Annotated in this window: 19 protein-coding genes; 11 read left to right on the plus strand and 8 right to left on the minus strand. The window is 72.5% G+C overall.

Annotated elements, in window-relative coordinates; translation table 11 throughout:
• Window positions 1-4: 4 nt before the first annotated feature.
• Genes ACH54P_RS10570 through ACH54P_RS10595 form a run of 6 tightly spaced genes read right to left on the minus strand, consistent with a single transcriptional unit; the run spans window position 5 to window position 6,596 of the window.
• Entirely contained in the window at window positions 5-1,294 is a 1,290-nt protein-coding gene (locus ACH54P_RS10570; protein WP_489912181.1) for an MFS transporter, read from the minus strand.
• Window positions 1,294-2,571, minus strand: coding sequence for a glutamate synthase-related protein (locus ACH54P_RS10575; RefSeq protein WP_489912182.1), 1,278 nt, complete (start codon window positions 2,569-2,571; stop codon window positions 1,294-1,296). The genes ACH54P_RS10570 and ACH54P_RS10575 overlap by 1 nt, the downstream gene beginning before the upstream one ends.
• The gene (locus ACH54P_RS10580; protein WP_489912183.1) at window positions 2,568-3,563 is read right to left on the minus strand and encodes an asparagine synthetase A; all 996 of its coding nucleotides are present in this window, start codon (window positions 3,561-3,563) and stop codon (window positions 2,568-2,570) included. Before ACH54P_RS10580 ends, ACH54P_RS10575 begins: the two co-directional genes overlap by 4 nt.
• Entirely contained in the window at window positions 3,560-4,843 is a 1,284-nt protein-coding gene (locus ACH54P_RS10585; protein WP_489912184.1) for a methylaspartate mutase, read from the minus strand. Before ACH54P_RS10585 ends, ACH54P_RS10580 begins: the two co-directional genes overlap by 4 nt.
• Window positions 4,840-5,301, minus strand: coding sequence for a cobalamin B12-binding domain-containing protein (locus ACH54P_RS10590; RefSeq protein ID WP_489912185.1), 462 nt, complete (start codon window positions 5,299-5,301; stop codon window positions 4,840-4,842). The genes ACH54P_RS10585 and ACH54P_RS10590 overlap by 4 nt, the downstream gene beginning before the upstream one ends.
• A 38-nt stretch (window positions 5,302-5,339) precedes the next feature.
• Window positions 5,340-6,596: a helix-turn-helix domain-containing protein gene (locus ACH54P_RS10595; RefSeq protein WP_489912186.1), complete on the minus strand. Its 1,257-nt coding sequence runs from the start codon at window positions 6,594-6,596 to the stop codon at window positions 5,340-5,342.
• A gap of 199 nt (window positions 6,597-6,795) precedes the next feature.
• Between ACH54P_RS10595 and ACH54P_RS10600 the strand changes: the two genes are divergently transcribed.
• On the plus strand, window positions 6,796-7,065 hold the full coding sequence (locus ACH54P_RS10600) for a hypothetical protein (RefSeq protein ID WP_489912187.1): 270 nt from the start codon (window positions 6,796-6,798) through the stop codon (window positions 7,063-7,065).
• Between the two features lie 11 nt (window positions 7,066-7,076).
• On the opposite strand, the gene ACH54P_RS10605 is transcribed toward ACH54P_RS10600, so the two are convergent.
• Window positions 7,077-9,926, minus strand: a complete 2,850-nt coding sequence (locus tag ACH54P_RS10605) for an AfsR/SARP family transcriptional regulator (RefSeq protein ID WP_489912188.1) — start codon at window positions 9,924-9,926, stop codon at window positions 7,077-7,079.
• Between the two features lie 80 nt (window positions 9,927-10,006).
• The gene (locus tag ACH54P_RS10610) at window positions 10,007-10,390 is read right to left on the minus strand and encodes a nuclear transport factor 2 family protein (RefSeq protein ID WP_489912189.1); all 384 of its coding nucleotides are present in this window, start codon (window positions 10,388-10,390) and stop codon (window positions 10,007-10,009) included.
• Between the two features lie 987 nt (window positions 10,391-11,377).
• Here ACH54P_RS10610 and ACH54P_RS10615 point away from each other — a divergent pair.
• From ACH54P_RS10615 to ACH54P_RS10660, 10 genes are all read left to right on the plus strand, one after another.
• Window positions 11,378-12,364 (plus strand): hypothetical protein, encoded by a 987-nt coding sequence (locus ACH54P_RS10615; protein ID WP_489912190.1) that lies wholly within the window; start codon window positions 11,378-11,380, stop codon window positions 12,362-12,364.
• Window positions 12,361-13,134, plus strand: coding sequence for a vWA domain-containing protein (locus ACH54P_RS10620; RefSeq protein ID WP_489912191.1), 774 nt, complete (start codon window positions 12,361-12,363; stop codon window positions 13,132-13,134). The genes ACH54P_RS10615 and ACH54P_RS10620 overlap by 4 nt, the downstream gene beginning before the upstream one ends.
• A 1-nt stretch (window position 13,135) precedes the next feature.
• Window positions 13,136-13,972 (plus strand): PP2C family serine/threonine-protein phosphatase, encoded by an 837-nt coding sequence (locus ACH54P_RS10625; RefSeq protein WP_489912192.1) that lies wholly within the window; start codon window positions 13,136-13,138, stop codon window positions 13,970-13,972.
• Entirely contained in the window at window positions 13,969-15,240 is a 1,272-nt protein-coding gene (locus ACH54P_RS10630) for a protein kinase domain-containing protein (RefSeq protein WP_489912193.1), read from the plus strand. Before ACH54P_RS10625 ends, ACH54P_RS10630 begins: the two co-directional genes overlap by 4 nt.
• On the plus strand, window positions 15,237-15,872 hold the full coding sequence (locus ACH54P_RS10635) for a 4Fe-4S single cluster domain-containing protein (RefSeq protein WP_489912194.1): 636 nt from the start codon (window positions 15,237-15,239) through the stop codon (window positions 15,870-15,872). The genes ACH54P_RS10630 and ACH54P_RS10635 overlap by 4 nt, the downstream gene beginning before the upstream one ends.
• Window positions 15,873-15,876: 4 nt before the next feature.
• Window positions 15,877-17,109, plus strand: coding sequence for a hypothetical protein (locus tag ACH54P_RS10640; protein WP_489912195.1), 1,233 nt, complete (start codon window positions 15,877-15,879; stop codon window positions 17,107-17,109).
• On the plus strand, window positions 17,106-19,019 hold the full coding sequence (locus tag ACH54P_RS10645; RefSeq protein ID WP_489912196.1) for an AAA family ATPase: 1,914 nt from the start codon (window positions 17,106-17,108) through the stop codon (window positions 19,017-19,019). Before ACH54P_RS10640 ends, ACH54P_RS10645 begins: the two co-directional genes overlap by 4 nt.
• Window positions 19,016-20,563 carry a hypothetical protein gene (locus ACH54P_RS10650; RefSeq protein WP_489912197.1) on the plus strand — a complete coding sequence of 516 codons (1,548 nt, stop codon included), beginning with the start codon at window positions 19,016-19,018 and terminating at the stop codon, window positions 20,561-20,563. The genes ACH54P_RS10645 and ACH54P_RS10650 overlap by 4 nt, the downstream gene beginning before the upstream one ends.
• Before the next feature lie 381 nt (window positions 20,564-20,944).
• A complete protein-coding gene (locus ACH54P_RS10655; protein ID WP_489912198.1) occupies window positions 20,945-21,622 on the plus strand; it encodes an alpha/beta fold hydrolase in 678 nt (225 codons plus the stop codon).
• Window positions 21,623-21,783: 161 nt separating this feature from the next.
• The gene (locus ACH54P_RS10660; RefSeq protein ID WP_489912199.1) at window positions 21,784-22,899 is read left to right on the plus strand and encodes a helix-turn-helix domain-containing protein; all 1,116 of its coding nucleotides are present in this window, start codon (window positions 21,784-21,786) and stop codon (window positions 22,897-22,899) included.
• The last annotated feature ends 22 nt before the right edge of the window (window positions 22,900-22,921 follow it).

The following is a 22,921-nucleotide window of genomic DNA, read 5'->3' on the forward strand; positions in this document are numbered from 1 at the left end:
TCACTCACCTCGTTGGGTTGCTTGCAGCGACTGGGTATTCGGAAGGGAAATCGCGGGTGCGGCGGATCGGGCCGATGAGCCGGACGCACTTGCCGAGCACCGCCGCGGCGAACAGCACCCACAGCGCGCCGCGCAGCCCGATCGCCGCGCCGAGCGCGCCGCCGAGCACGGCACCGGCCGGCATCACGCCGTACTGCAGGAACCGGGAGCTGGTGAACATCCGGCCGAGCAGCTCCGGCGGGCAGTACGTCTGCCGGAACCCGTTGACCACGACGTTGCCGACCACCATCCCCGCGGCGGGCACCGCCATGCCGACCACGAAGAACAGCAGGCCGGACCCGGTGCCGGACAGGGGAACCAGCAGCCCGAACGGGGTGGCGCCGAGGGAGCAGACGAGCATCGCCCTGGCGGTGCCGAGCCGCTTGGCCAGCCGCGCCGCCAGCATCGCCCCCAGCAGCCCGCCGACCGCGTCGGCGGTCAGCAGCAGGCCGACGGCGCCGAGCGGCACCCCGACTTCGCGCACCAGGAACAGCACGATCAGGGCCATGTAGCCGTTGAGGATCAGGTTGTCCACCGACGCCGCCAGTGCGAGCACCCGCAGGTACCGGTCCCGCCCGACGAACCTGAGGCCCTCGCCGATCTCCCGCCGCATGTCCCCGCGCCGCGGCTCGACCCGCCGCCGCGGTTCCCTGGCCCGGATCAGGTACAGGGACACCGCCGAGACCAGGAACGTCAGCGCGTCGGCGAACAGCCCCGCCAGCCCGCCGAGCCACTGCGCGATCAGCCCGCCCGCGCCCGGCCCGGCCATGTTGGCGACCTGCTCGCTGCCTTGCAGCTTCGCGTTGCCTTCGGCCAGCTGGTCCTTGTCCAGCAGAAAAGGCACATAAGCCTGGTAGGCCGTGCTGAAGAAGACCGACGCCGCGCCCAGCACGAGCACCGCTGCCAGCAGCAGCCCGATCGACAGCCACCCGAACCAGGCGGCCACCGGCACCGCGATCAGCATGGCCAGGCAGGCCAGGTCGCAGGTGATCATCACCGCGCGCCGGGGCAGCCGGTCCACCAGTGCCCCGGCGTGCAGGCCGATCAGCAGCCACGGCAGCCAGGCCGCGGCGCTGAGCACCCCCATCGCCAGCGGGCCGGCGTCGAGCGTGCCGACGGCCACCAGCGGCAGCGCGACGGCGGTGATCCCGGTGCCCAGCCTGCTGGTCGTCTCCCCGGCCCAGAGCAGCTTGAAGTCGTGGTGCCGCAGCAGTCCGCCCCGCGCGGGGGCCGCCGTGCCGGCGGGCGCGCTCATCACGAACTCCGCGATCCGGCCAGGCCGGGCACCGCGGACGACGCGGGTTCGACCGGCCAGACGTCGTCGCGGCCGAGCGCCCCGGTGTGGTACTTCCCCAGCGCGCTGGTCAGCATCCGCAGTTCCAGCGCCAGACATTCGACCAGGTTGACCAGCCCGTCCTCGGGATCCTCGTCGACCGCGAGCAGCGCGGCCCGCCCGAGACCGGCGGCGTCGGCACCGAGCGCGAGGCACTTCGCCACGCGCGCGCCCTCCCACATCCGGCCGGACACGAGCAGGCAGGATCCGTGCTCGCCGATCCGGCGCAGGCATTCGGCGAGCGGCAGCCCGACGTGGCGGAGGAAGGCGGTGGGGGCCCAGCCGGTGCCACCCTCGGCGCCGTCCACGGTCACCGCGTCGGCGCCGGCTTCCCACGCGACCTCGGCGGCCGGGCGGACGTCCCTGGCGGGCGGCAGCTTGACCCACACCCTGGCGCGGGGGAAGTTGTTGCGCATCAACCGGATCTGCTGCCGCAGGATCTCCTCGGTGAAGGTGCCCGGGCTGCTGCAGCGCAGCACGCGGTCGCTGCCGGCCCCGAACACCGGGTCCATCGCGAAGGCCTCGGACAGCCGGCCGGCGCCGGCCGCGTCGAGCACCGTGAGCCCGCCGAGCCCCGGCTTGGCGCCTTGGCCGACCTTGAGCTCGAACGCCAGCCGCCCCGACTCCAGCAACGGCTGCGTGTTCGGGTCGCTGTAGACCAGGTTCCAGACCTCGGCGTCGGCGTCCTCGGTGCTCTGCTGGATCACCACGCCGCCGCAGCCGTCCGGGAGCTCCGCCGCGTAGGCGGTGATCCGGCCGAGCAGCGAACGGGCACCGTCCTGCTCGATCCGCCCGTACCCGTTGACCGGCACCACGTTCTCGCCGACCACCATCGGGATCCCCAGCCGCCCCGCCTGCCTGCTCGCGGCCGTGCCGAGATCGACACTGGCCACCTGGGTGGAGCCGAACGCCGAGAGGTACAGCGGGTAACGGGACCCGAACCCGCCGATGGCGGTGTCCAGGGCGACGTCGGTGTACACCGGCTCCCTGGCCAGGTCGATCAGCTTTTCCAGGCGCTGCGGGACGAACACCGGCGGAACGAGACGCAGCGCGTCGATGCCGTCGGCGGTGTCCTCCGGCCCCGCCCCGAACAGCGTGGTGCCGTACCCGCCGACGTCCGGGAAGACCTGCGCCGTGCCGGACCTGGCCCGCTCGCGGACCGCGGCTTCCGGGAAGTTCTCCGCCCTCAGCGCGCTCACGGCAGCACCACTCCCGGCACCTTCGGGTAGGCGCTGGCCTGCCACACCGAGTCCAGCCCGGCGACGTACCTGGTGAACCGCTCCAGGCCGATGCCGAAGCCCGCGCTGGGCGGGATGCCGTCGCGGACCATCCGCAGGTACCAGCCGTACTTGGCGGGGTTCTCCCCGGTCTCGCGCATCCGGGCGACGATCGTGGCGTAGCCGTTCTCGCGCTCGCTGCCGCTGCACAGCTCGCCGTAGCCTTCCGGGGCGATCAGGTCGAAGTTGCGCAGGAAACCGGGCAGCTGCTCGTTCTCCCGGTCGTAGAAACCACGCGAGCCCTTCGGGTAGTCGGTGACGAAGAACGGCTTGCTCGACTTGCGCGACAGCAACGCCTCGCCGGCCCAGTCGATCTCCGCGTCCGGGCTCTGGTCGTGGCCGAGGGAATGGAGGTCGGCGACGGCGGTGGCGTGGGTGCGCCGCTCGAAGGAGCCGGCGAGCAGGTCGGCGAACGCACCGGCGTCCCGGCCGAGCAGCTCCAGCTCGGCGGGCAGGTGGGCGACGACCTCGCGCACGACCGCCGCGACCAGCCCTTCGGCCACCGCCATGATGCCCTCGCGCGACGCGTTCGCCACCTCGACGTCGATCTGGTGGAACTCGGCCAGGTGCCGGCTGGTGTTCGCCGTCTCCAGCGGTTCGAGGCGGACGTTCGGCGCGATGCAGAAGATCTTGTCGAACGCGGTCAGCGACGCCTGCTTGTAGAGGATCGCGCTGGTCATCAGCTTGTAGCGGTGGCCGTAGTAGTCGACGTCGACCTGCTTGGCGCCGCGGGCGCCGGGGTCGGTGACCGGGCCGATGATCGGGGGCAGGAGCTCGGTGAAGCCCTGCCCGGACAGGAATTCCCGGGTGGCGGTGAGCATCCGGTGCTGGATCTTCAGCACCGAGCGCGTGACGGGTGAGGACAGGTGCTCGCGCGGGCTCGCCGGCAGGGCGGGCGTCGTTTCGTCGGTCATCTCTGGTTCGCTCCCTGGCGGGTGCCGGTCAGGCACCCCTCGATGGCGGCTTCGTCGTAGGTTCGTTCCACAAAGGACAGTGAGCTGAGCAGGCCGGCCGCGGTCAGCGCGCCGGAGGTGCCCGGACGGCGCTCGGGCGGCAACGGCATCGAGCCGGTCCGCGACCAGCGCAGCCGGCCGTCGGTGTCGAGGTAGCTGCGGGCGGCCCCGGCGTTGTCCGGGTGCAGGCAGAACGGGACGTCGAGGTAGCCCAGCCGGAACGCGTCGGCCAGCGCCTGCCCGACGTCCGCCCGCAGGTTCAGCACCGCCTCGACCAGCGCGCGGGCCTCGGCGTAGATCCCCGTGTCGGGGGCCGGGACGCCGTCCGGGACGCACCCGGCGGCGGCGCGCGCCGCCATCCGGAGCGCGGCCACGTTCTCCGCGATGGTCGGGATCCGGTGCGCCTCGGCGACGGTCTTGACGATCAGGCGCGCGGCACCGGTCCGCACCGCCAGCCGGGCCGCGTCCGCGAGCAGGCCGGTCGCGCCACCCGGGGTCTTCGGGTAGACGCCCATGTAGGTGTAGATCACCACGTGGACGTCGAGGTCTCCGAGCAGCTCGGCGGCCAGCGTGCGCAGCGCGAGCACGGCCTCGCGGTCCTGCTCGGGGCTGGTCTGCTGGGCGTAGCTCAGCGAGATGCTGCGCAGCCCGTGGCTGCGGAAGAACAACCCTTCCAGCACGCTGATCGCGACCAGCAGGCCCGGCGGGCAGAGCTGGCCCATCATGCAGCCGCCGAAGCTCTCCAGGTGCGGTTCGACACCGGTGGACCGGAGTTCGGCGAGCTGCTCGCAACAGCGCGCCCAGCTGCGCACCGAGTTCTGCACCGGCACCCGGCTGTAGGGCAGGCAGTAGGAGATCGGGCCGCCTTCGGTGGCGTGCAGCCCGGCCCGGATCACCGTGGCGACGATCTCCTCCGGCACCGCCGAGCCGTGCCGGACCTGCACCGGGAAGCCGTCGCTCGCCGCACCGGCCAGCACCCGCCGGGTGGTGGACAGCTCGTGCGCGGTGATCGGGTAGCCGTTGAGCGCCGCCCCGCTTTCGAGCGCGGCCCGGGCGCCGGCGTGGTCGCCGACCCGGGTGTAGCTGTCCAGGGTGATCGTGCCGACCGTGGTGGCCGCCGCGTCCCGGGTGGCGAGCAGCCCGGCCCGCATGACCGCCGGATCGCTCATGCCCATCCTCGGCTGCACGACCAGCTGCCCGAGGCGGTGCGCTTCGGCGACACGTGCTCCGAACCCGTTCATTTCCCGACACCCACCGATAATTGTGCGACGAAGGACACGAACGAACCCGTTCCGGTGTCCCGCTCGAATACCGCGTCGAACCCGGACGAACGCAATGACGCGGCCCGGTCGCCGCCGCTGCTGCCGTTGATCCCCAGTTTTCCGCCGATGACCACCGGCGTCCGCGCCAGTTCCGGGCTCGCCCGGACCCGGCCGATCAGCCGGGTCCCGTCCCGGTGGCCGTGTCCGTTCACGCTGCTGACCACCACGAGGGCGGGCCGGATCCGCAGGCACTCGGAAACGACCAGGTCGTCGGGTACGCAGGCGCCGAGGTTGAACACCCGGTGGCCGAGTTCCTCCAGCACCAGCTGGAGGTAGACCAGGTTCCAGGTGTGCGCGTCGGAGGACACGCTGGTGATCACCACATCCAGTCCCCCGCCGCTCGCGCGGCCGTCCAGCAATGGTTCGCCCGAATGCATTGCCCCGCCTTTTCCGTCGGCGCGAATCACCTTTTTTATCAGGCACTTCGCGTTGAATCGGTTGACTCGAACCTATCCGGTGAAAATGCCGGAACAGGCAGTCGCAGCGGCAGTACGGCGGCAGTTTCGGGACCGTTGCGCGGGGCCGTGGACCGCGCCGCGCGCACCAGTTCGAGCACCCGGAACCGGCCGGGCCGCGAGCCGGCCAGCAGCCCCAGCAACACCAGCCGGTGGACCAGCCGCACGCATTCGCCGGCCGCGTGACCGCTCAGCTCGACGATCTCCGCCAGCGAACGGTCCGGACCCGCGCCGTCCGGCTGGGCGAGCTGCGCGAGCAACGCCGACTCGGCGGCGTCGAGCCCGGACACCGTGTCCCGCACGGCCTCGAGCCAGGAAGCCAGCCGCTCGGTGGCGAACCCGAGCGGGTCGCCGGTCAGGTACCCGAGCAGGTCCGCGGGCCGGTAGACCAGGAACCACGACGCGGCCGCGTCCAGCGCCGGCGGCACGCCGTCCAGCCGGCGCACGATCGCCGTCAGCGCGACCGCGTCGGCGGTGCTCACCCGGAACCCCGGCCGGACGTGCCGGATGCGGTGCAGCAGCAGGGCTCCGGCCGGGGAGGCCAGCAGCGCCGCCGCCGACGGCTGCCCCTCGGGCAGGGCGAGCGGTTCCAGCGGAACGGCGCACTCGCCGGGAACGCCGAGCGGCGCCCGCGCGGTGCACAGCACGCGAAGACCCGGATACCGGCCCAGCAGCCGGGCGACGTCTTCGGGGAGCCCGGACCGGTGGTCCAGGCCGTCCAGCACGAGCAACGCCGGCGCGTGGCCGGAGCGCGCTTCGATGTCGGCGACCGCCCCGGGATCGTCGTCGCCCTGCCACCACACCGGCATGCCTTGCCGGCGCAGAGCCGAGGCCACCTCCGAGGCCAGCCTGGTCTTGCCGATCCCGGCCAGCCCGGTGAGGGTCACCAGTCGTTGCGCGCCCGACCGCAGCAACTCGTCCAGTTGCGCGCATTCGACGTCGCGGCCGATCAGCGCACCGAGCGGCGCGGGCAGCGGCGGGGCCTCCGGCCGGAGGCCTCCACGCCCGGCGGACTCGAGCTCGGACCGGCCGGGCCCGGACAGGCCGAGCCCGTCGGCGATGAGCCGCGCGGTGTCCGGCCGTGGCCGCCGGACCCGGCCCGATTCCAGATCGCGGATCGCCCGGATGCTGACCGTCGAAAGATCGGCCAATTGCCGCTGGGTCAACCCGCGCTTGCCCCGAAATGACCGGAGCAGTGTCCCGAATTCTTGGCTCATGCTGTGTCCGTCCCGCGATCTCGTCCGCTCGTGGGGCCGTTCCCCACCTGCGGAGTCACTGTGACCAGCATCGATGCGCGGTTATCGCCGCGGTATCACCGGACCGCGCGGGCCGGCGGTCGCTGCGATAGGGCGCCGATACCTCCGGCCCATAAATTCGATTCCGACAGCAGGGAACACCGGAAGAACGGATCCGAGAATGCGCATCATCAGGGCCACCGCCACCGCCGCCGCCATCGCCGCCGCCGTGCTGGCACCCACCGTCACCGCGTTCGCCGCCACCGGCGGCCCCGCGACGCCGGCCTCGATGAGCGCGGTCGCGGACGACACCCCGTGGGGATCGGGCGACGACACGCCCTGGGGTGCGGCGGCTTCGGGCGACGACGACACGCCTTGGGGCATGGCGGCTTCCGGTGACGACGACACCCCGTGGGGCGCCGGCCAGCCGTCCGAGGACACCCCGTGGTGAGTGGGCTCCCCCTAGCGCGAGCCGGCGGTGAGCTCCGCCAGGTCCGCGCGGATGTCGTCGGCTCCCGCGCGATCGATCGTCTGTTCACAGACGCCGAGCGCCTCGGCCAGCAGCTGCTCGGCGACGTCGGGACGGCCGAGCCGGGCGTTGACCTGGCCGAGCCGGCGCAGGATCCGGGCCTCCCCGACGATGTCGCCCCCTTCGCGGACCGCCCGCAGCAACTCGACGAGCACCTGCCGCGCCGGCTCGCACTGGTTGTCGTGCATCATCAGCTCGGCGAGCCGGTAGCGGAGCTGGACCTCGACGCGGCGGTTGCCGACCTCCCGGCAGATGGCCAGCGCGTCGTCCAGGTGGCCGCGGGCCTGGTGCAGCTCGCCGCGGTCCAGCTCGAGCTGGGCGATCTGGCCGAGCACGTGCGCTTGGCCGACCAGGTCGCCGACCGCGCGGAAGCCGGTCAACGCGTCCGCGAACCGCTCCCGCGCACCCTCGGCGTCACCCCGCGCCTTGTGCAGCAGGGCCAGGTTGCGCCGGACCATCGCCAGCCCGTGCGTGTCGGCCAGTAGCTCGAACTCGCGCAACGCCGGCTCCAGCTCGGCCTCCGCCGAAGGCAGCTTCCCGCGGCTGAGGTAGAGCGACCCCAGCGAACAGGACAAGGCCGCGATCCCGCGGCGGTTTCCCTTGGCGCGCACGACGTCCAGCGCCAGCCGGTGGGTGCGTTCCCAGTCCTGGAAGTAGCAGCGTGCCTCGAACAGCGCGACCAGGGTGACCGCGAGGTCCCAGCACAGCTCGTCCAGCGCGCACTCCGCGGTCAGTGCCACGGCGCCGCACAGGTTCTCCTGCTCGGATTCCAGCCAGCCCAGCGGGTTCTCCAGCGCCCGATCGGCGTAGGACGGCGGCTGGCGCCACCGCTCGGCGGTCCCGTGCAGCACCGTGAAGTCGCCGCCGTAGATCCGCGCATGAGCCGCCTCGGCGAGGGCCAGCCAGCCGCCGGCCACCCGGGCCACCGCGGCTTGCCGCAGGTCGGCGGCCTCGGCGTGTTCGAGCTGTTCCCGCGCGAACAGCCGGATCAGGCCGTGCAGCTTGTAGCGGGGGCCGCCGGTGACGTCCAGCGCGGCCACCTCCACCATCTGCGCGTCCACCAGCAGTTCCAGCAGGTCGGCGGCGGCCAGGTAGTCGGCGTCCAGCAGCGCGGCGGCGACCCAGCTGGGAAAGCTCGGCGTGTCCAGCAGGCCGAGCAGCCCGAGCAGTTTCCGCGCCTGCGGCTGCAGCCCGTCGAAGGTCAACGCGAGGCTGGCGCGCACCATCAGCTGACCGTGCGCGAGTTCGTCCAGCCTGCGCCGTTCGTCGGAGAGCCGTTCGAGCATCCAGGCCAAAGTCCAATGTGGACGCGCACCCAGCCGGGCCGCCACGATGCGCAGAGCCAGCGGGAGCCGGCCCACCAGCCGGACCAGCGCGTCGGCCGCGGCCGGTTCCGCCGCGACCCGCCGCTGCCCGATCACGCTGGCCAGCATGCCGATGGCTTCGTCGTGCCCGAACACCTCGACCTCGAGGGTCGGCGCCCCCGCCACGCCGGTCAGCCTGGCCCGGCTGGTCACCAGCACCACGCAGTTCCCGCTGCCCGGCAGCAGCGGCGTCACCTGCGCCTCGTCCGCCGCGTCGTCGAGCAGGACGAGCACGCGCCGGCGGGCGAGCAGGTGGCGGAACATCTCGGCGCGCTCGTCGGCGTGCTCGGGGATCACCTCGCCGGGCACGCCCAGCGCGCGCAGGAACCGGCCGAGCGCGTCGACCGCCCTGGTGGGCTGGTCCCGGTGGCCGCCGAGATCGCAGTACAGCTGGCCGTCGGGGAAGTGGGCGTCGCCCAGCCGGTGCGCGAGGTGCACCGCGAGGGCGCTCTTGCCGACGCCGGGCTTGCCGAGCAGCACCACCACCCGGGTGGCGTGCCTGCCGTCCGGGCCGAGCAGCAGCCGTTCGGCCCGGCCGAGAAGGTCGGTGCGGCCGGTGAAATCGGCGACGTCGGTCGGGAGCTGGAACGGCACCGGGACGTCGGCCTCTTCCGGTGGTGGCGGCGGCTCGGCCGCGGCGTCGGTCACCTCGCCGGCCAGGATCGCGGTCTCCAGCCTGCGCAGTTCCTCCCCCGGCTCCAAGCCCAGCTCGTCGATCATCAGCTCCCGGCCCAGCCGGTAGGTTTCGAGCGCTTCGGCCTGCCGCCCGGCCCGGAACAGCGCCAGCATCAGCTGGCCGCGCAGCCGTTCCCGCAGCGGCTGCTCGGCGACGAGCGTCGACAGCTCCCCCACCAGCTGGTGGTGCCTGCCCAGCCCCAGTTCGATGTCGACGCGCGTCTCGATCGCCGAAAGCCTGCTCTCGTCCAGCTGGATGGCCTTGGACTCCGGAATCCGGCCGCGCACGCCGCTCAAGGCCGGACCCCGCCACAGGGCGAGCGCGCGGGCCAGCACCTCGGCGGCCTGCGCCGGCTTGCCTTCCCGGCTCAACGCGTCCGCGGCGGCGACCGACTCGGCGAACACCTGCGCGTCGAGCTGCCCCGGTGCCACGTTCAGCTGGTAGCCGGGCGGCTTGGTCACGATCGCCTCGCCGAGCCCGTGTTCGACCAAGCTGGTGCGCAGCTTGGAAACACAGATCTGGACCTGCGTGCGCGCGGTCGCCGGCGGATCGTCTTCCCAGATCGCGTCGATCAGATGGCCGATGCTGACCACCCGGTTGGCCTCCAGCAGCAGCACGGCCAGAACGGTCTGCTGCCGCCCGTGCGGAACTTCGTACTCGGCGTCACCGGGCTTCGCTACTTGGAGGGGGCCCAGTATCCGGTAAATCGGCGCGCCCTGGTGCGCTTCGACGACCGCGGCCATCTGTCCCCCCTAGAGCACACACTTCCGAGCGAGGCTAAGTGACCGATTGTTCAGTGTCAGCCCCCAGCCGGGTGAACCCATCAGGCGGGATCGACGTAGTGGTAACACTTCTGCTCGACGAGCAAACCGTCTTCCGACAATGTGAAAATGTCCGCGAAGTCGACTTCGACAGCGGAACCGCGGCACTCCCCGACGAACCGGCCGATGGCCGCGACCCGCTCTCCCGAGGCGAAGACCTCGTGCACGACGTGCACCCCGGCACCCCGCAACCGCCGCACGGCGGCGAGCCGCTCCGCGGCCCCCCGCCCACGAATCGGCTCCTGACCAGGCCAATCGAGCCGCACCCCGGCGTCCAGCAGCGACGCGTAGCCGTCGGTGTCCCCTCGATTCAGGTACTCGTAGCTGAGCCGCACGTGCTCGAGCCCCACGGCCACGACCGCCGCCCGCACTCGATCGTCTGACATCACTCGCCCGCCGATTCCTCTGTTCGCATATCCGCTTTCCGGTGCACCGTCCATGATTCCCGCCCGCGTTTCCATCCGGCTATTCCGCCCTTATCACGACGCCGGGGGTATGCGAAAGGGTACGTCAGCCGGCTTCTTGCGGAATTCCGGTGCCCGGCAATGCGGACCGCAACGGGTGATCCCGGCTCACACTGGACACGACGATCCATTGCGGCGGTCACCCACGGCCACCAAGAAGGTCATCGCCGCGCCCGACCGCCACCGCGCAGCCCTCGAAGCAACAGCGACCGACCAAGGACCAGATCCGCGATCTGGTCGAACGGCTCGGTGAGCAGGCAGGTGCTCGCCGCGGCCGACCCAGGCGGCTGCGGCGAGTTCGGGCATGCCGGTGGCGGCAGCCCACGAGCCCTTGCTGCGCCGCTTCGGCGAGCAGCGCGGGGATCAAAGCGGTCGAGCCCGAGGCCGCGACCGTGGTGCCACGCCACCCGGCAGCAACCCAGCGCCTCGAGTTCGGCCGCTCGAGTTGGGCGGCCGTGCGGACACCGGGAATCGCGCAACGTCTCTGATGCCAGCCGATGCTCGCTGTGCGCGGCGCCGCGGCAAGCGCCCCAGGCGGTGCCACGGTCCTCACCTTCAACAGCGTGCTCGCCGGTTATCGCGCGACCCTCACCCGGTATATCGAGCTGCTGGCCACGTTTCAGGTCGACAGCGAAGGACCGCGACCGCAGTGTCGGGTTCCAGAACAGCCGATGAGCCGTGGATGCAACCGTATTCGGCCCGGGCCTCGATGGACTTGCTGTTCGCACGCAACCGATCGGGTCCTCGGAGCTGGGTGGCGATTTCGGCGAGCCGCGCCCTTTTCCGGCAGTTGCCCGATCAACTGCCCCAAAGGGCAAAGTAACGGTTCGGACACAGTCATGCCCGGATGCGCTCAACCGCGCAACAACGGACTCGTACTGATACGACTTCGCCGGAAGGAATGCCGGTTTGCCCTCGAACCCATCGCCAGGAAGGCAGCTGATCGCCGTGCCGACGACGTGGCGCCGCTGGTGGCAAGTGCTTGCGGTGCTGATCACCTGTGCCGTGTCCGTGCTGGCCGGAATCCTCTTCCGGTCCGATGAACAGGTACGAGCACTGGTCATCGATCTTCGCGCGCCCTACACCCAGCAAAACATCGACGACGAATTGGCCGCCCATCAGCCCTTCAACGGAAAAATGATCTTCATCGTCGCGGGAGGGGCCGGGAAAGTGTGCGCGGCTGCCGAGCCGGGAAATGACAAGGCCGCCTTCAGTGACCTGCCCACGGACGTCGGGTACTGCCCCCGGCCCGAACTCGACCACCTGACCGTCGTCGAGGACCGGGAGCCGGTCGCCGGAGACGTCCAGCAGGCCGCCGGAGACCTGACGGTGCTGAGCTCCGGCCCGCGGGTCTCGGACGCCGGCATCCCGGCGGAGTCCTTCGCCTGGACCGCCGCGCTGGTGACCGGTGGCCTCCTCGCCGTCGTTCTGCTGGCCGGCCCGCGGCTGCTGTCGCGGCGCCACCGCGAATCCCGGGCTCGCCCGGCGATCGCGTCGTACTCCGGTGGGCTGGGGGTCCCCATGACCGACCCGTACGCCGCCCGCCCGGTGCCTGCGGCGCCCGAATTCCAGCCTCCCCGCCCCCGGGAGCCGGTGGCCGTGCCCCGGGCGGCGCCGTGGGCCCCGCCGACCCCGGCGGTCGTGGTGCTGGACACCGTCGATGCCGCCCCGCTGCCGGAGCTCGCCCGGCTCGTCCGCGACACGGGCGGCCGGGCCGTCGCCCGTACCCACGTCGGCGCACCGGGCGGCTACGTGGCCGTTGGCGACGTCGTCGTCTGGGGCGCGAGTTCGGCCACCGGCGTGTTGCCCGGGGACGCCGTCGGCGTCGAGTTCACCGGCGATCCCGCCGCCCCGTTGACGATTTCACCCGCATCAGAACAGGGGTTCCACCAGTGACCCAGCCGCCCGCGTCGGTGCGCGACGCCCTGCCCGTCCAGCCGGCGAAGAGCCGGATCCTGATCACGCTCGTCGTCGACACGTCGTCCTCGATGGCCGAGGGCGACCGCATCGGCGAGCTGAACCGCGCGCTCGCCTCGTGGCGGGCCGAACTGATGAAGGACGACCACCTGAGCAGCCGAGGCGAGATCGCGCTCGTGACCTTCGGCAAGGACCACGTCGTCGCCGTCGACCCGAGCGGGCAGGTCGTCGGGCCGGCCCCCGAGCCGTACGTGCCGGTCTCGCGGTTCTGCCCGGTCCAGCTGGAGGCGGGCGGGGTGACGCCGATGGTGGAAGCCCTGCAGTACGCGTTCGACCTGCTCGCGACGCGCCGCCAGCAGCTCCGCTCGGGCGGCATCTCGCTGGCCAGCCGGCCGCTGGTCTACCTGATCACCGACGGCGTGCCGACCGACGAACGCGGGTACCGCAGCGACCGGTGGCGCGACCTGGCGCCGATGATCCGGCAGCAGGAGACCGGGAAGCACCTGCTGTTCTTCGCCTTCGGCGTCGACGGCGCCGAGCAGGAGGTGCTCAGCGGCCTCGCGCCCGCGTCGTGGAAGCTGCTCGCCGGGCTGAACTTCGCCGAGGTGCTGAAGTTCGTCTCGGCCAGCATCGAATCCGCGTCGGCCGCATCGGCACGGTCCGAACCGGCGGAGGCCGTGTACGGGAAGGTCAACGACCGCCTCGACATGGTGGCCAGGATGACGAAGTTCCTGCAGGGCAACGGCTGACATGCGGGCCACAGGGGAAAGCGCGGGCTGGCGGATCACCGTCGCCTCGGTCATCGGCCCCGGCCACGAGCGGGCCGGCCTGCCCAACCAGGACCGCTGGCTCGTCCACCCGGTCGGCACGCGCGCCTGCCTGTACGCGGTCGCGGACGGGGCCGGTTCGCGGGGCCGCTCCGACGAGGGGGCGCAGTTCGCCGTCCTCGCGGCGGCCGAGGCCGCCGATTCGGTCTTCGGCGCGGCCGGGTTCCCGGCCGGGATCGCGGGCTGGCGCACGGCGATGCGGACCTTCCGGCGGTCCTGCCTCCAGTGGTTCGACCGGTCCGTCCAGGAGGCGGCGCTGAAGTCGCGGGCCGCGGACCCGGCCGGCGCACCGCCGGTCGAGCAGTTGCGCCGCGAATTCGCGACCACCCTGCTCGCCGTGGTGGCCGCACCGCCGTACTTCGGCTACCTCAGCGTCGGCGACTGCTTCCTGGTCGTCGACCGGCGGCCCGGCGACCCCGCGCTGGTGGTGAGCGCCCCGGAACGTGAGCACGCGGGCGTGACCACCTTCCTGACCTCGGGCAACCGCGACGAGCACGTCCGCACCGGCGTGTTGCTCGACGACCGGATCAGCGCGCTCGCGCTGTGTTCGGACGGCGTCGCGGAAGGCCTGCTGAGCGCGCGGCAGGACGGCGACGGCGTGCTGCGCTACCTCGCCCCGCCGGAGTTCCGCGCCTACTTCGACCTCTTCGGCGACCAGCGCGTCGACGGCCGCGAGCTCGGCGCGAAGCTCGCGTCGCCCGAGTTCGCCGTCACCTCGAGCGACGACAAGACGATCGTGATGGCGGTGCGGCGGCCATGACCCTGTTCATGTCCACCGGCCGGGTGATCGAGCTGGGCGAACCGCTCGGCGGCGGCGCCGAGGGCCAGATCTTCCGGCTGGCGGAGACCCCCGACCTCTGCGCGAAGATCTACCTCGACCCGACGCCGTACACCGGCGAACGACTGTCGGCGATGATGGGCACCGCGCCCGCGCACTGGCGCGGCGACCACGCCGAGCACATGCACGTCGCCTGGCCGCGCGAGATCCTGTGGGACCCCGACGGGCTGGCGCGCGGCTTCCTCATGCCCCTGGTGGAAGGGGCGCCCCTGACCCACCTCTTCGACCCTCGCAAACGGCTTGCCGCGGTCGACGCGCCCACCTGGCGCATGGTCGTCACGGTGGCCGCGCGGGTCGCCCGGCTGCTGGCCATGCTGCACGAGGCGGGCATCGTGATGGGTGACCTGAGCCCGACCAATCTGGTGCTGTCGAGCACGGGGCACGTCACCCTGGTCGACTGCGACACGGTGCAGTTCACCGACCCGAAGACCGGGGAAGCCCACCGCTGCACCAAGCTGACGCCGGAGTACGCCGCGCCCGAGGTGGGCAGCGGGGCGGTGGCGCAGCTGCGGCCCGGCCACGACGACTTCGGCCTGGCGATCCTGGTCTGCCAGCTCCTGATGGAGGGCGAGCACCCGTTCGAGGGCGTCCCGGCCGACCCGGCGTGCCCCGACGGCACCGCCGCGGACAACATCCGCATGCAGAACAACCGGATCCTCTTCCCCGAGCGGTTCACGGCGGTCGCGGACGGCATGCCGCCGGACTTCCTGCCGCCGCGCGTGCTCGACCTCGCCCGAGCCTGCTTCGGCGAGGGCCACCGCGATCCCGGCGCCCGGCCGTCCGCCGCCGACTGGGCGAACGCGCTCGACCAGGTCGGTTTTCAGCTGATGGGCTGCCGCCGCAACGAGCACCACAACTACCACCACACGCTCGGCGCGTGCCCCTGGTGCGCCAAGTGCGCGGCCGGGCACGGCGACCACTTCCCGCCGCCCGGGATCGCGACCGTCGCCATCCCGTATCCGGTGCCCGCGCAGGGCCGGCAGCCGGTGTGGGCCCCGCCGCCCGTGTCCTGGCCCCCGGCACCCCAGCCCCGCTGGCAGGTGGAGCGGGGAACGCCGAACCAGCCCGCGCCGCGGCCGACGCCGGCGAAGAGGTTCCGCGAGCTGCCGACGTGGGCCATCGCGGTCATCGCCGTCTTCACGGTCATCGTCACGTTGATGATCGTCTCCACGATCCTGTCGGCGCTGTGACCACCGGGGGCTTCGTCACCGTCGCCGAGACCCACCCGGCCTGCCGGGTGCTGGGCCCCGGCACCCGGTTCGTGGTGTGGGTGCAGGGCTGCCCGCTGTCCTGCGCGGGCTGCATCAGTCCACAGTGGATCCCGTTCGACGGCGGGCACCGGGTGGCCGTCGCGGATCTGGCCGAAGAGATCGCCGGCTCCGGCGCGGACGGCCTGACGCTCTCGGGCGGCGAGCCGTTCGCGCAGGCGGGCGCGCTGGCCGAGCTGGTCTCGGCCGTCCGGACGCGCCGGGACCTTTCCGTGCTCTGCTACACCGGGCACACCCTGGAGCACCTGCGGCGCCACGGCGGTCCGGAGGCGCGGACCCTCCTGTCCGAAGTGGACATCCTGGTCGACGGGCCGTACGTCGCCGCGCGGCACGGCGACCTGCGCTGGCGAGGGTCGGCCAACCAGCGCGTCCACGACCTGACCGGCCGCCACACCGCCGAGCTGGCCGGGCCCGACACCGGGAGCGGGCTGCAGATCGAGCTCCTGGCCGACGGCGGCGTGCAGTGGCTCGGCGTCCCGCCGGTCCCGGACTTCCGGAAGAACTTCGAACGCGTGCTGGGCCTGGTGCCCCGCTCCGAGCCCGAGGACCGGTGACGACGTGAGCAGATCGCCGAAGTACAGCATCGTGCGGACGAGCGAGCTGATCAGCAAGCGCCTGGAGAAAGAACGCCTGGCTCGTGAGCGAAGGCGCGAAGAAGACCGGGAGAAACGGGCCAAGGCGGCGCTGGAGCAGGCCCGCGCCACGCTCACCCGGCAGGTGGCCGCCGTGGCCGCCCGGTGCGAGGCGCTGAGCAGGCAGCCCGCGGCGACCCCCGCGGAGCTGGCGGCGACGCGGGAGGCGCTCGAGCGCGCCCGCTGGGCGATCGACGCCGCCGTGGACGACGCCGGGATCGCCGCCGCCGTGCGGACCCTCGACGTGGCCGAGCGGCTGCGGGTCACGGCGTCCACCGAGCTCTTGCGCCGCAGCACCCGTCACGCCACCGGGCAGCTCGCCGCCGTCCGGGGCCTGCTCGCCGAACTCGACGCGGAGCAGCGGATCCGCTACGAGCCGGCCGCCGCGACCGTCGTCGACGAAGCGGTCGCGACGCTCGCGAACGCCTTGGACCACGGGGACATCGCCGCGTTCGAGCGCCACGTCGAAGCCGTGCTCACCCAGGTGCGCGCGCACCACCTGGCGGTGACGACCCGCGCGGCCGAACACGCCGAACGCTCGTGGACGGCCAAGGCCACGCTCGACGAGCTGGCCGCCCGGCTGGCCGGCCTGACCGCGGACGCCCAGGCCGCGCGCACCCCGCTCGGTTCGCTCACGGTCGCGGGCGAGGTGCTCGACGCCGTCCGGGCCGAACTCGCCGCCGACCGGCCCGCGGAGGCGCTGGCGCTCGCCGAGCGGCTCGCGCACCGGCTCGACGCGTTGGAAGAAGAACTGGACACGGCCATCGAACGGCTGTCCGCACGCCGCGAAATGCTCGGCTCGATCATCGAAGCCCTGCCCGCGCTCGGGTTCGCGGTCAACCGGGCGTCCTTCGTGCACGGCACCGACGGCAGCATCGGCATGCAGGCCCGGCGCCACCGCGGCGAGGCACTCATGGTCGTCGTGGAGGACGACGGCCCCGACGACCACCGGGTCAACTACCTGCGGGACACCACCGGCCCGCTCGACGGGCGGGCCTGCGCGTCGCTGAAGACGCTGGCCGAAGAACTCAACTCGTCGATGCGGCGCAACGGTTTCGACCCCGGCTCGGTCACCTGGGACGACGATGGCAACCGGCCGCCGCCTGCTGCGCGCCGCACCGCCGTCACCCGCGACGACCGCCGCCGGAGCGAACCGTGAGCGCGCCCGCCGCGACCTGGTTCGCCCGCGCCTACCACGAAATCCACCGTGGCCGGCACCTCGTGCTGCACGGCAACATCGACGACCTCGTACTGTGGGACGACGTCTTCCAGCCGCTGCCGTCGGCACTCCCGGCGTTCCTCACCGTCGCGGGCTTCCGCGTGGTCACCCGCTACGACCTCGTCGACGGGCTCAGCTACGCCGACGACGACAGCCGCAAGTTCGTCCAGTCGCGGGTGGACACCGGCGCCGCCGAACCACCCGCTCCCCCGCCCGGGGCGACCGAACGGGGCCGGCGGGTCAGCGAGGCCGAAGCCGCCCTGCTGGCCCGGGCGGCGGCCGCGGCCCGGCCGAGCGTGCGCACCCCGGCGGACCTGCTCGCGGCCACCCGGAACCTGCTCGTCCAGGACGAGCGGGCGGCCGCGGTGGTGATCGACCAGGCGGACCTCATCTTCGGCGAGGACGGGGCCAACGAGGAGCGCCACCAGGCCAACCTGGCGTGCCTGCGCAAGATGATCACCGAGGCGGTGCCGGCGCCCGGCGGCGACGGCGAGCCGGTGCGCAACATCGTCGTGCTCGTCAGCCAGGAGCTCGGCGCGCTGCCGGACTGGGTGCACCGGCAGAACCCGCACGTCGCCGTGATCGAGGTGCCGCACCCCGGCACCGCCGAGCGCGCCGCCTTCCTGCGCACCACCCTCCCGCGGTTCCACGCCGCCGCGGACCTCGCCGCCGGGGAGGCCGAACGCGCGTCCGCAACGCTGGCGAACCTGTGCGACGGCATGACGATCCTGGACATCCGCGCGCTGGCCGCGACCTCGCGCCTGGCCGCGATCCCGGTCACCACGCCGCGGCGGCTGGTGATGCGGCACCGGTTCGGCCTGCAGGACGACCCGTGGGAGCAGCTCGACCGGGCCAAGGTGCGGCGCGCGGACGAGATACTGGCCGAGCGGGTGATCGGCCAGGACACGGCCGTGCGCACGGTGTCGGACATGCTGGTCAACGCGCGGATCGGGCTGGACTTCGTCGCCGACGTCGACGCGGCCCTCACCCGGCCCAAGGGCGTGTTCTTCTTCGTCGGCCCCACCGGCGTCGGCAAGACGGAGCTGGCGAAGGCGATCGCCGAACTGGTCTTCGACGACGAGAACGCGTTGCGGCGCTTCGACATGAGCGAGTTCAGCCAGGAGCACGCCAGCGAGCGCCTGACCGGGGCGCCGCCGGGGTTCGTCGGGCACGAGAACGGCGGCCTGCTCACGAACTGGATGCTCGAACGTCCGTTCAGCGTGGTGCTGTTCGACGAAATCGAGAAGGCCAGCCCGAAGATCTTCGACAAGTTCCTCCAGATCATCGACGACGGCCGGCTGACCGACGGGCTGGGCCGCACGGCGCACTTCTCGCAGTCGGTGGTCGTCTTCACCTCCAACCTGGGCGCGAGCGAGCTGCCGCGGCTGATGTCGGGCTATTCGCCCGATCTGCCCCCGCCGTACGCCGAAGTGCGCGAGCACTTCCGGACCGCGGTCACCACCTACCTCACGACGGAACTTCGCCGGCCGGAGCTGCTCGGCCGGCTCGGCAGCGGCATCGTCGTGTTCGACATCCTGCGCCGGGACGTGATCGTCAGGATCGTGGCGAAGTTCCTGGCCCAGCTCGAAGCTTCCGCCGGCGCGCGCGGCTACGAGCTGGTCTTCGACCGGCGGGCGATCGAGCGAGCCGTGACGGCCGAGCTGGCCGGCGACGGCGCGGCGCTGGGCGCCCGGCAGATCCGCAGCCCGCTGCTCGAAGAATGGGTGCGGCGGCCGCTCAACAAGTGGGTGATCGACCACTCGCCCGCACCGGGGACGCGGATCTGGGTGCACCGCGGCGCGAACAGCCCGCCGTTCGTCGTCGAGGAGTTGCCGGGAGGTGAACCGTGACCGGGCCCATACCGGTGTCGGACCTCGGTGCCGAGCTCGAACGCTACGAGCTGGCCGACGAGCTGTCCCCGGAGGAGTTCGACCGCTACTACGCCACGGAAGTCGAGCTGGAGTCGCGGCTCACCGCGCTGGCGGGGGCGCGCGCCGCGCGGCAGGAGTTCGCCGACTCGCGCGACCTGTTCGACGAGGTCATCAAGCTGAACCAGGTGATGCGGTCGGTCGCGCGCAAGCAGCTCGACCGGCCCGGCACCAGCGAGGAGTACCGGGACCGCCTCGCCGGGGCGTCCGACGCGGCGTCCGGGCTGATCCTGCTGATCCAGGGCCAGATCTGCCAGAACAAGGCGGAGGAGCACATCCTCGGCGGCAACCTGGTCGAGGGCAAGATCCACCTCGAACACGCGTCGGAGTGCTACGCCGAGCTCCACGCGAGTGCGTTCCCGCAGCACGAGATCGGCCGCGTGACCAGGGCGCTGACCGTCACGAAGATCGAGTTCTTCGACGGCGTGGCGGCGATGCAGCGCGGCAAGTACGAGACGGCGAAGGAGTGGTTCGAAGAGGCGCGTTCGAAGTACGGGGTGCTGAAGGACGATCTGGAGAGCGCCGCGGGGGCCGACCCGCGGGCCCAGAACACTCTCAAGGAGTTCCTGCGCGAGCTCGACGACCAGTTCGCCTACACCGACATCATGATCCGCTTCGTGTCGTTCTTCGGCCAGATGCAGGCGGACAACGTCGGCGACGCGCTGGTCTACGTCGACGACTCGGTGGTTCTGCACGAGGCCTGGGGCAAGCGCGGCGCCGCGACGTCGCTGCCGGAGCAGGTCCAGGCGGCGCGGGCGATGGAACTCGCGCACTTCAAGGGGTGGCAGGCCTGGGCGCACGCGGAGCACGCGCTGGAGCGGCAGGACTGGGAGGAGTGCCAGCTGCAGATCCGCGCGGCCAAGGAGCACTGGGCGCACAGCAGCGACCTGGCCCGGCGCCACGCGCTGCTGGGCTTGCCGGCCCCGCAGTACCAGACGTCGAACGGCGAAATGCTCCTCCAGGCGACCACGCGCCGCTGGAAGAGCGAGAAGCGCCTGTACGACGAGATCGACCGGCTCAAGGAGTACTACCGCGGCGCCGGTGCCCTGAACGTCAACGCCTACGGAGGTCACGTGATGAAGCACGAGGAGAACAGCAACATCAGCATCGGCGGCGACGTGGAGGGCCCGGTGGCGGCGGGCCACGCCCGGGTCCACGTCGGCGACCGCACGACGACGAAGTCGGGCGACACGACGACCACGCACACGGAAACGACGGTCACGCAGCTACGCGAGCTGGCGGAGAACCTGTCGGAGCTGCGCGAGGCCCTGGAAACCTGGGCAACGACGGACGCCCAGCGCGAGTCGGTGGCCCAGCTGGCCGCGGCGGAGCAGCAGGCCCGCATCGGCGACGAGAAGGGGGTCGCGGCCCACCTCAAGAAGGCGGGTCAGTGGGCGATGACGATGGCGGGGAAGCTGGCGATGACCGCAGCCGAGACGGCGATCAAGACCAGCCTGGGCGCCTGACTTTCAGCCGTGCCGGAAGCCCGCCCCCCGCTGGAACCCGCCCGGTGACCGACACGACGAACGCGTGCCCCCTACCGATCGTCTGCAACCGGGCCGGAGACTCGGCGGCGTGACCGAGCACCGAACCGACCGGCGCGCGGGCCTGGACACGGTCCACGGCCCTGTTCGCCGAACCCGGCCGGGCCGTTCGGCGTCGGCGTGTCGACCATCGGCGTGCCACCGCGATTCCGCCGCCGCGCCGCCACCGCCGCCGCGCTGCGCCAAGGGGTACGCCCTCGGCGCGCGGACGGCCTTCCTGCACGCCGAGCGTGCCGCTCTACGAAGAAACGGGTTTCGGGCACGCCGGAACCCGGTCGTTGTTCACCGCGTGAAAGAGGACGAATGGCCGAACCGAAGAACCTGGTGCTCGTGCACGGCGCCTGGCACGGACCCTGGTGCTGGGAGCCGCTGCTGCCCGAGCTGGCCGGCCGCGGCTGGGCCGTGTCCGCTGTGGACCTGCCGAGCACGGCCGCCGACCCGGCCGCCGGGATGCACGCCGACGCCCGCGCCATCGAGGCGCACCTGGCCGCGATCGACGGCCCGGTGACCCTGGTCGCGCACTCCTACGGCGGCATCCCCGCCACCGAGGCCGCGGCGCCGAACGTCCGTGCGCTCGTCTACCTCGCGGCGCACGTGCTGAAGGCGGGCGAATCCCTGGTCTCCCCGTTGGGCGGGCCGTGGTTCCCGCCGGAGACGGAGTTCGTGCCCGGCGCCGATCCGCTCACGGCGCTCTACCACGACGTCCCCGCGGACCGGGCCCGGGAAGCGGTGGCGCACCTGCGGCCCCAGAGCGCGAAGGCGTTCACCGAGGAGCTGACGCGCGAGGCGTGGCGGGACACCCCGTCCGCGCTGATCGTCTGCGACGACGACCGGGCCATGCCCGAACCGATCGTCAAGCGCGCCGTCGCGGACGGGCTGACGGGTGTCGTCCGGCACCTGCCCGGCAGCCACTCGCCGTTCCTGACCCGGCCCGCCGAGCTGGCCGGGCTCCTCGACGAGGTCGTGGCGGCGCTGCCGTGACAGACGTGTAGCGAACGTATGGCGTCCCTGTGCGGCGGGCTGGTATCCCCCGTTCACCGGGCCTACGTACCTGTGAATACGTAATTCACCCGACGCACAGGGCGGCCGGTTCCGGCCAGACTCGGCTCTCCAGCCACGCCAGCCAGCTACGGAGGTCGACGATGCCCTCGCCGAAGCCCCTCGCCCACCGAGCCGCGGCGACGATCGCTCGCGCGGTCGTGGCCGGGATCCGGCAGGCATTGCCCGACCACGCACCCACGTTCGACGCGACAGCCACCGACTTCGTCGCGCTGATCCTGGGCCGGCCCGACCCGGGCACTCCGGTCGGGATCGCCGCCGGAGCCGACGCCTTCCGTCGCGCCGCTGTGGCCGAACACGTCGCCGGCGGCGACCTCGGCCGGCTCTCCCACGCTTATCAGGCCGGCGGCCGGTGCGCGTTGCCGGTCGTCGCCGAACTGTGCCGCCACGCCGACCCGGCGGACGGCTTCGTCGCGGCCGGTGTCGAGGCGGTGCTCCGCTGCGTCGACGTCCTGACCCGCGTCTCCACCGCGGCCTTCCGCGCGGCCCAGGCACCGCGGGCTGTCGATCTACGCCGCGACCTGCTCCGGGAACTGATGGCCGGCCACCCACCGGCCCGGTGGACGGACCTGGCCGCGCGCGCGGGATGGACGCCTCCGGAGCGCGTCGTCGCCGTCGTCGTCCCGCCGGGAACGCGGCCGGCGTCCTTCGCCCCGGAGGTACTGGCCGACCTCTCCGGGGAGCACCCGTACCTGCTGCTCCCCGAGAACGCGGACGCCGCGGATGTACTGGGGGACACACCGGCGGCCGTCGGGCCGGCCGTCCTCCTCGCCGAAGCGGCGACCTCGCTGCAGTGGGCCCGGCGGACGTGGTCGCTGCGCAGGCACGGGCTGGTCCCGCTCGACTCGATCCTGCGCTGGCCCGACCACGTCACCACGCACTGGCTGCTCGCCGACGAACTACTCACCGGCGCCCTCGCTGCCCAGAGCCTCGCGCCACTGTCCGGGGTCTCCCCCAACCAGCGCGAAAAGCTCGTCGACACCCTCGGTGCCATGCTCGCCTCCCGCGGCGGGGCACCCGAGGTGGCCACCCGGCTGGGCGTCCACCCGCAAACCGCGCGCAACCGCATGCGCCGGCTTCGGATGCTGTTCGGCGCCCGGCTGGACAACCCGCAGGAACAGCTGAGCCTCCGTATCGCCGTGCGCGCCGACCGGCTCCTCACCATCCGCGCGAAGTCCGCCGCGGCGCAGGCGGCCTGACCGACAGCAGCGACCGGCGCCC

The sequence above is a fragment of the Amycolatopsis sp. N2S4-7 genome (assembly GCF_058119595.1).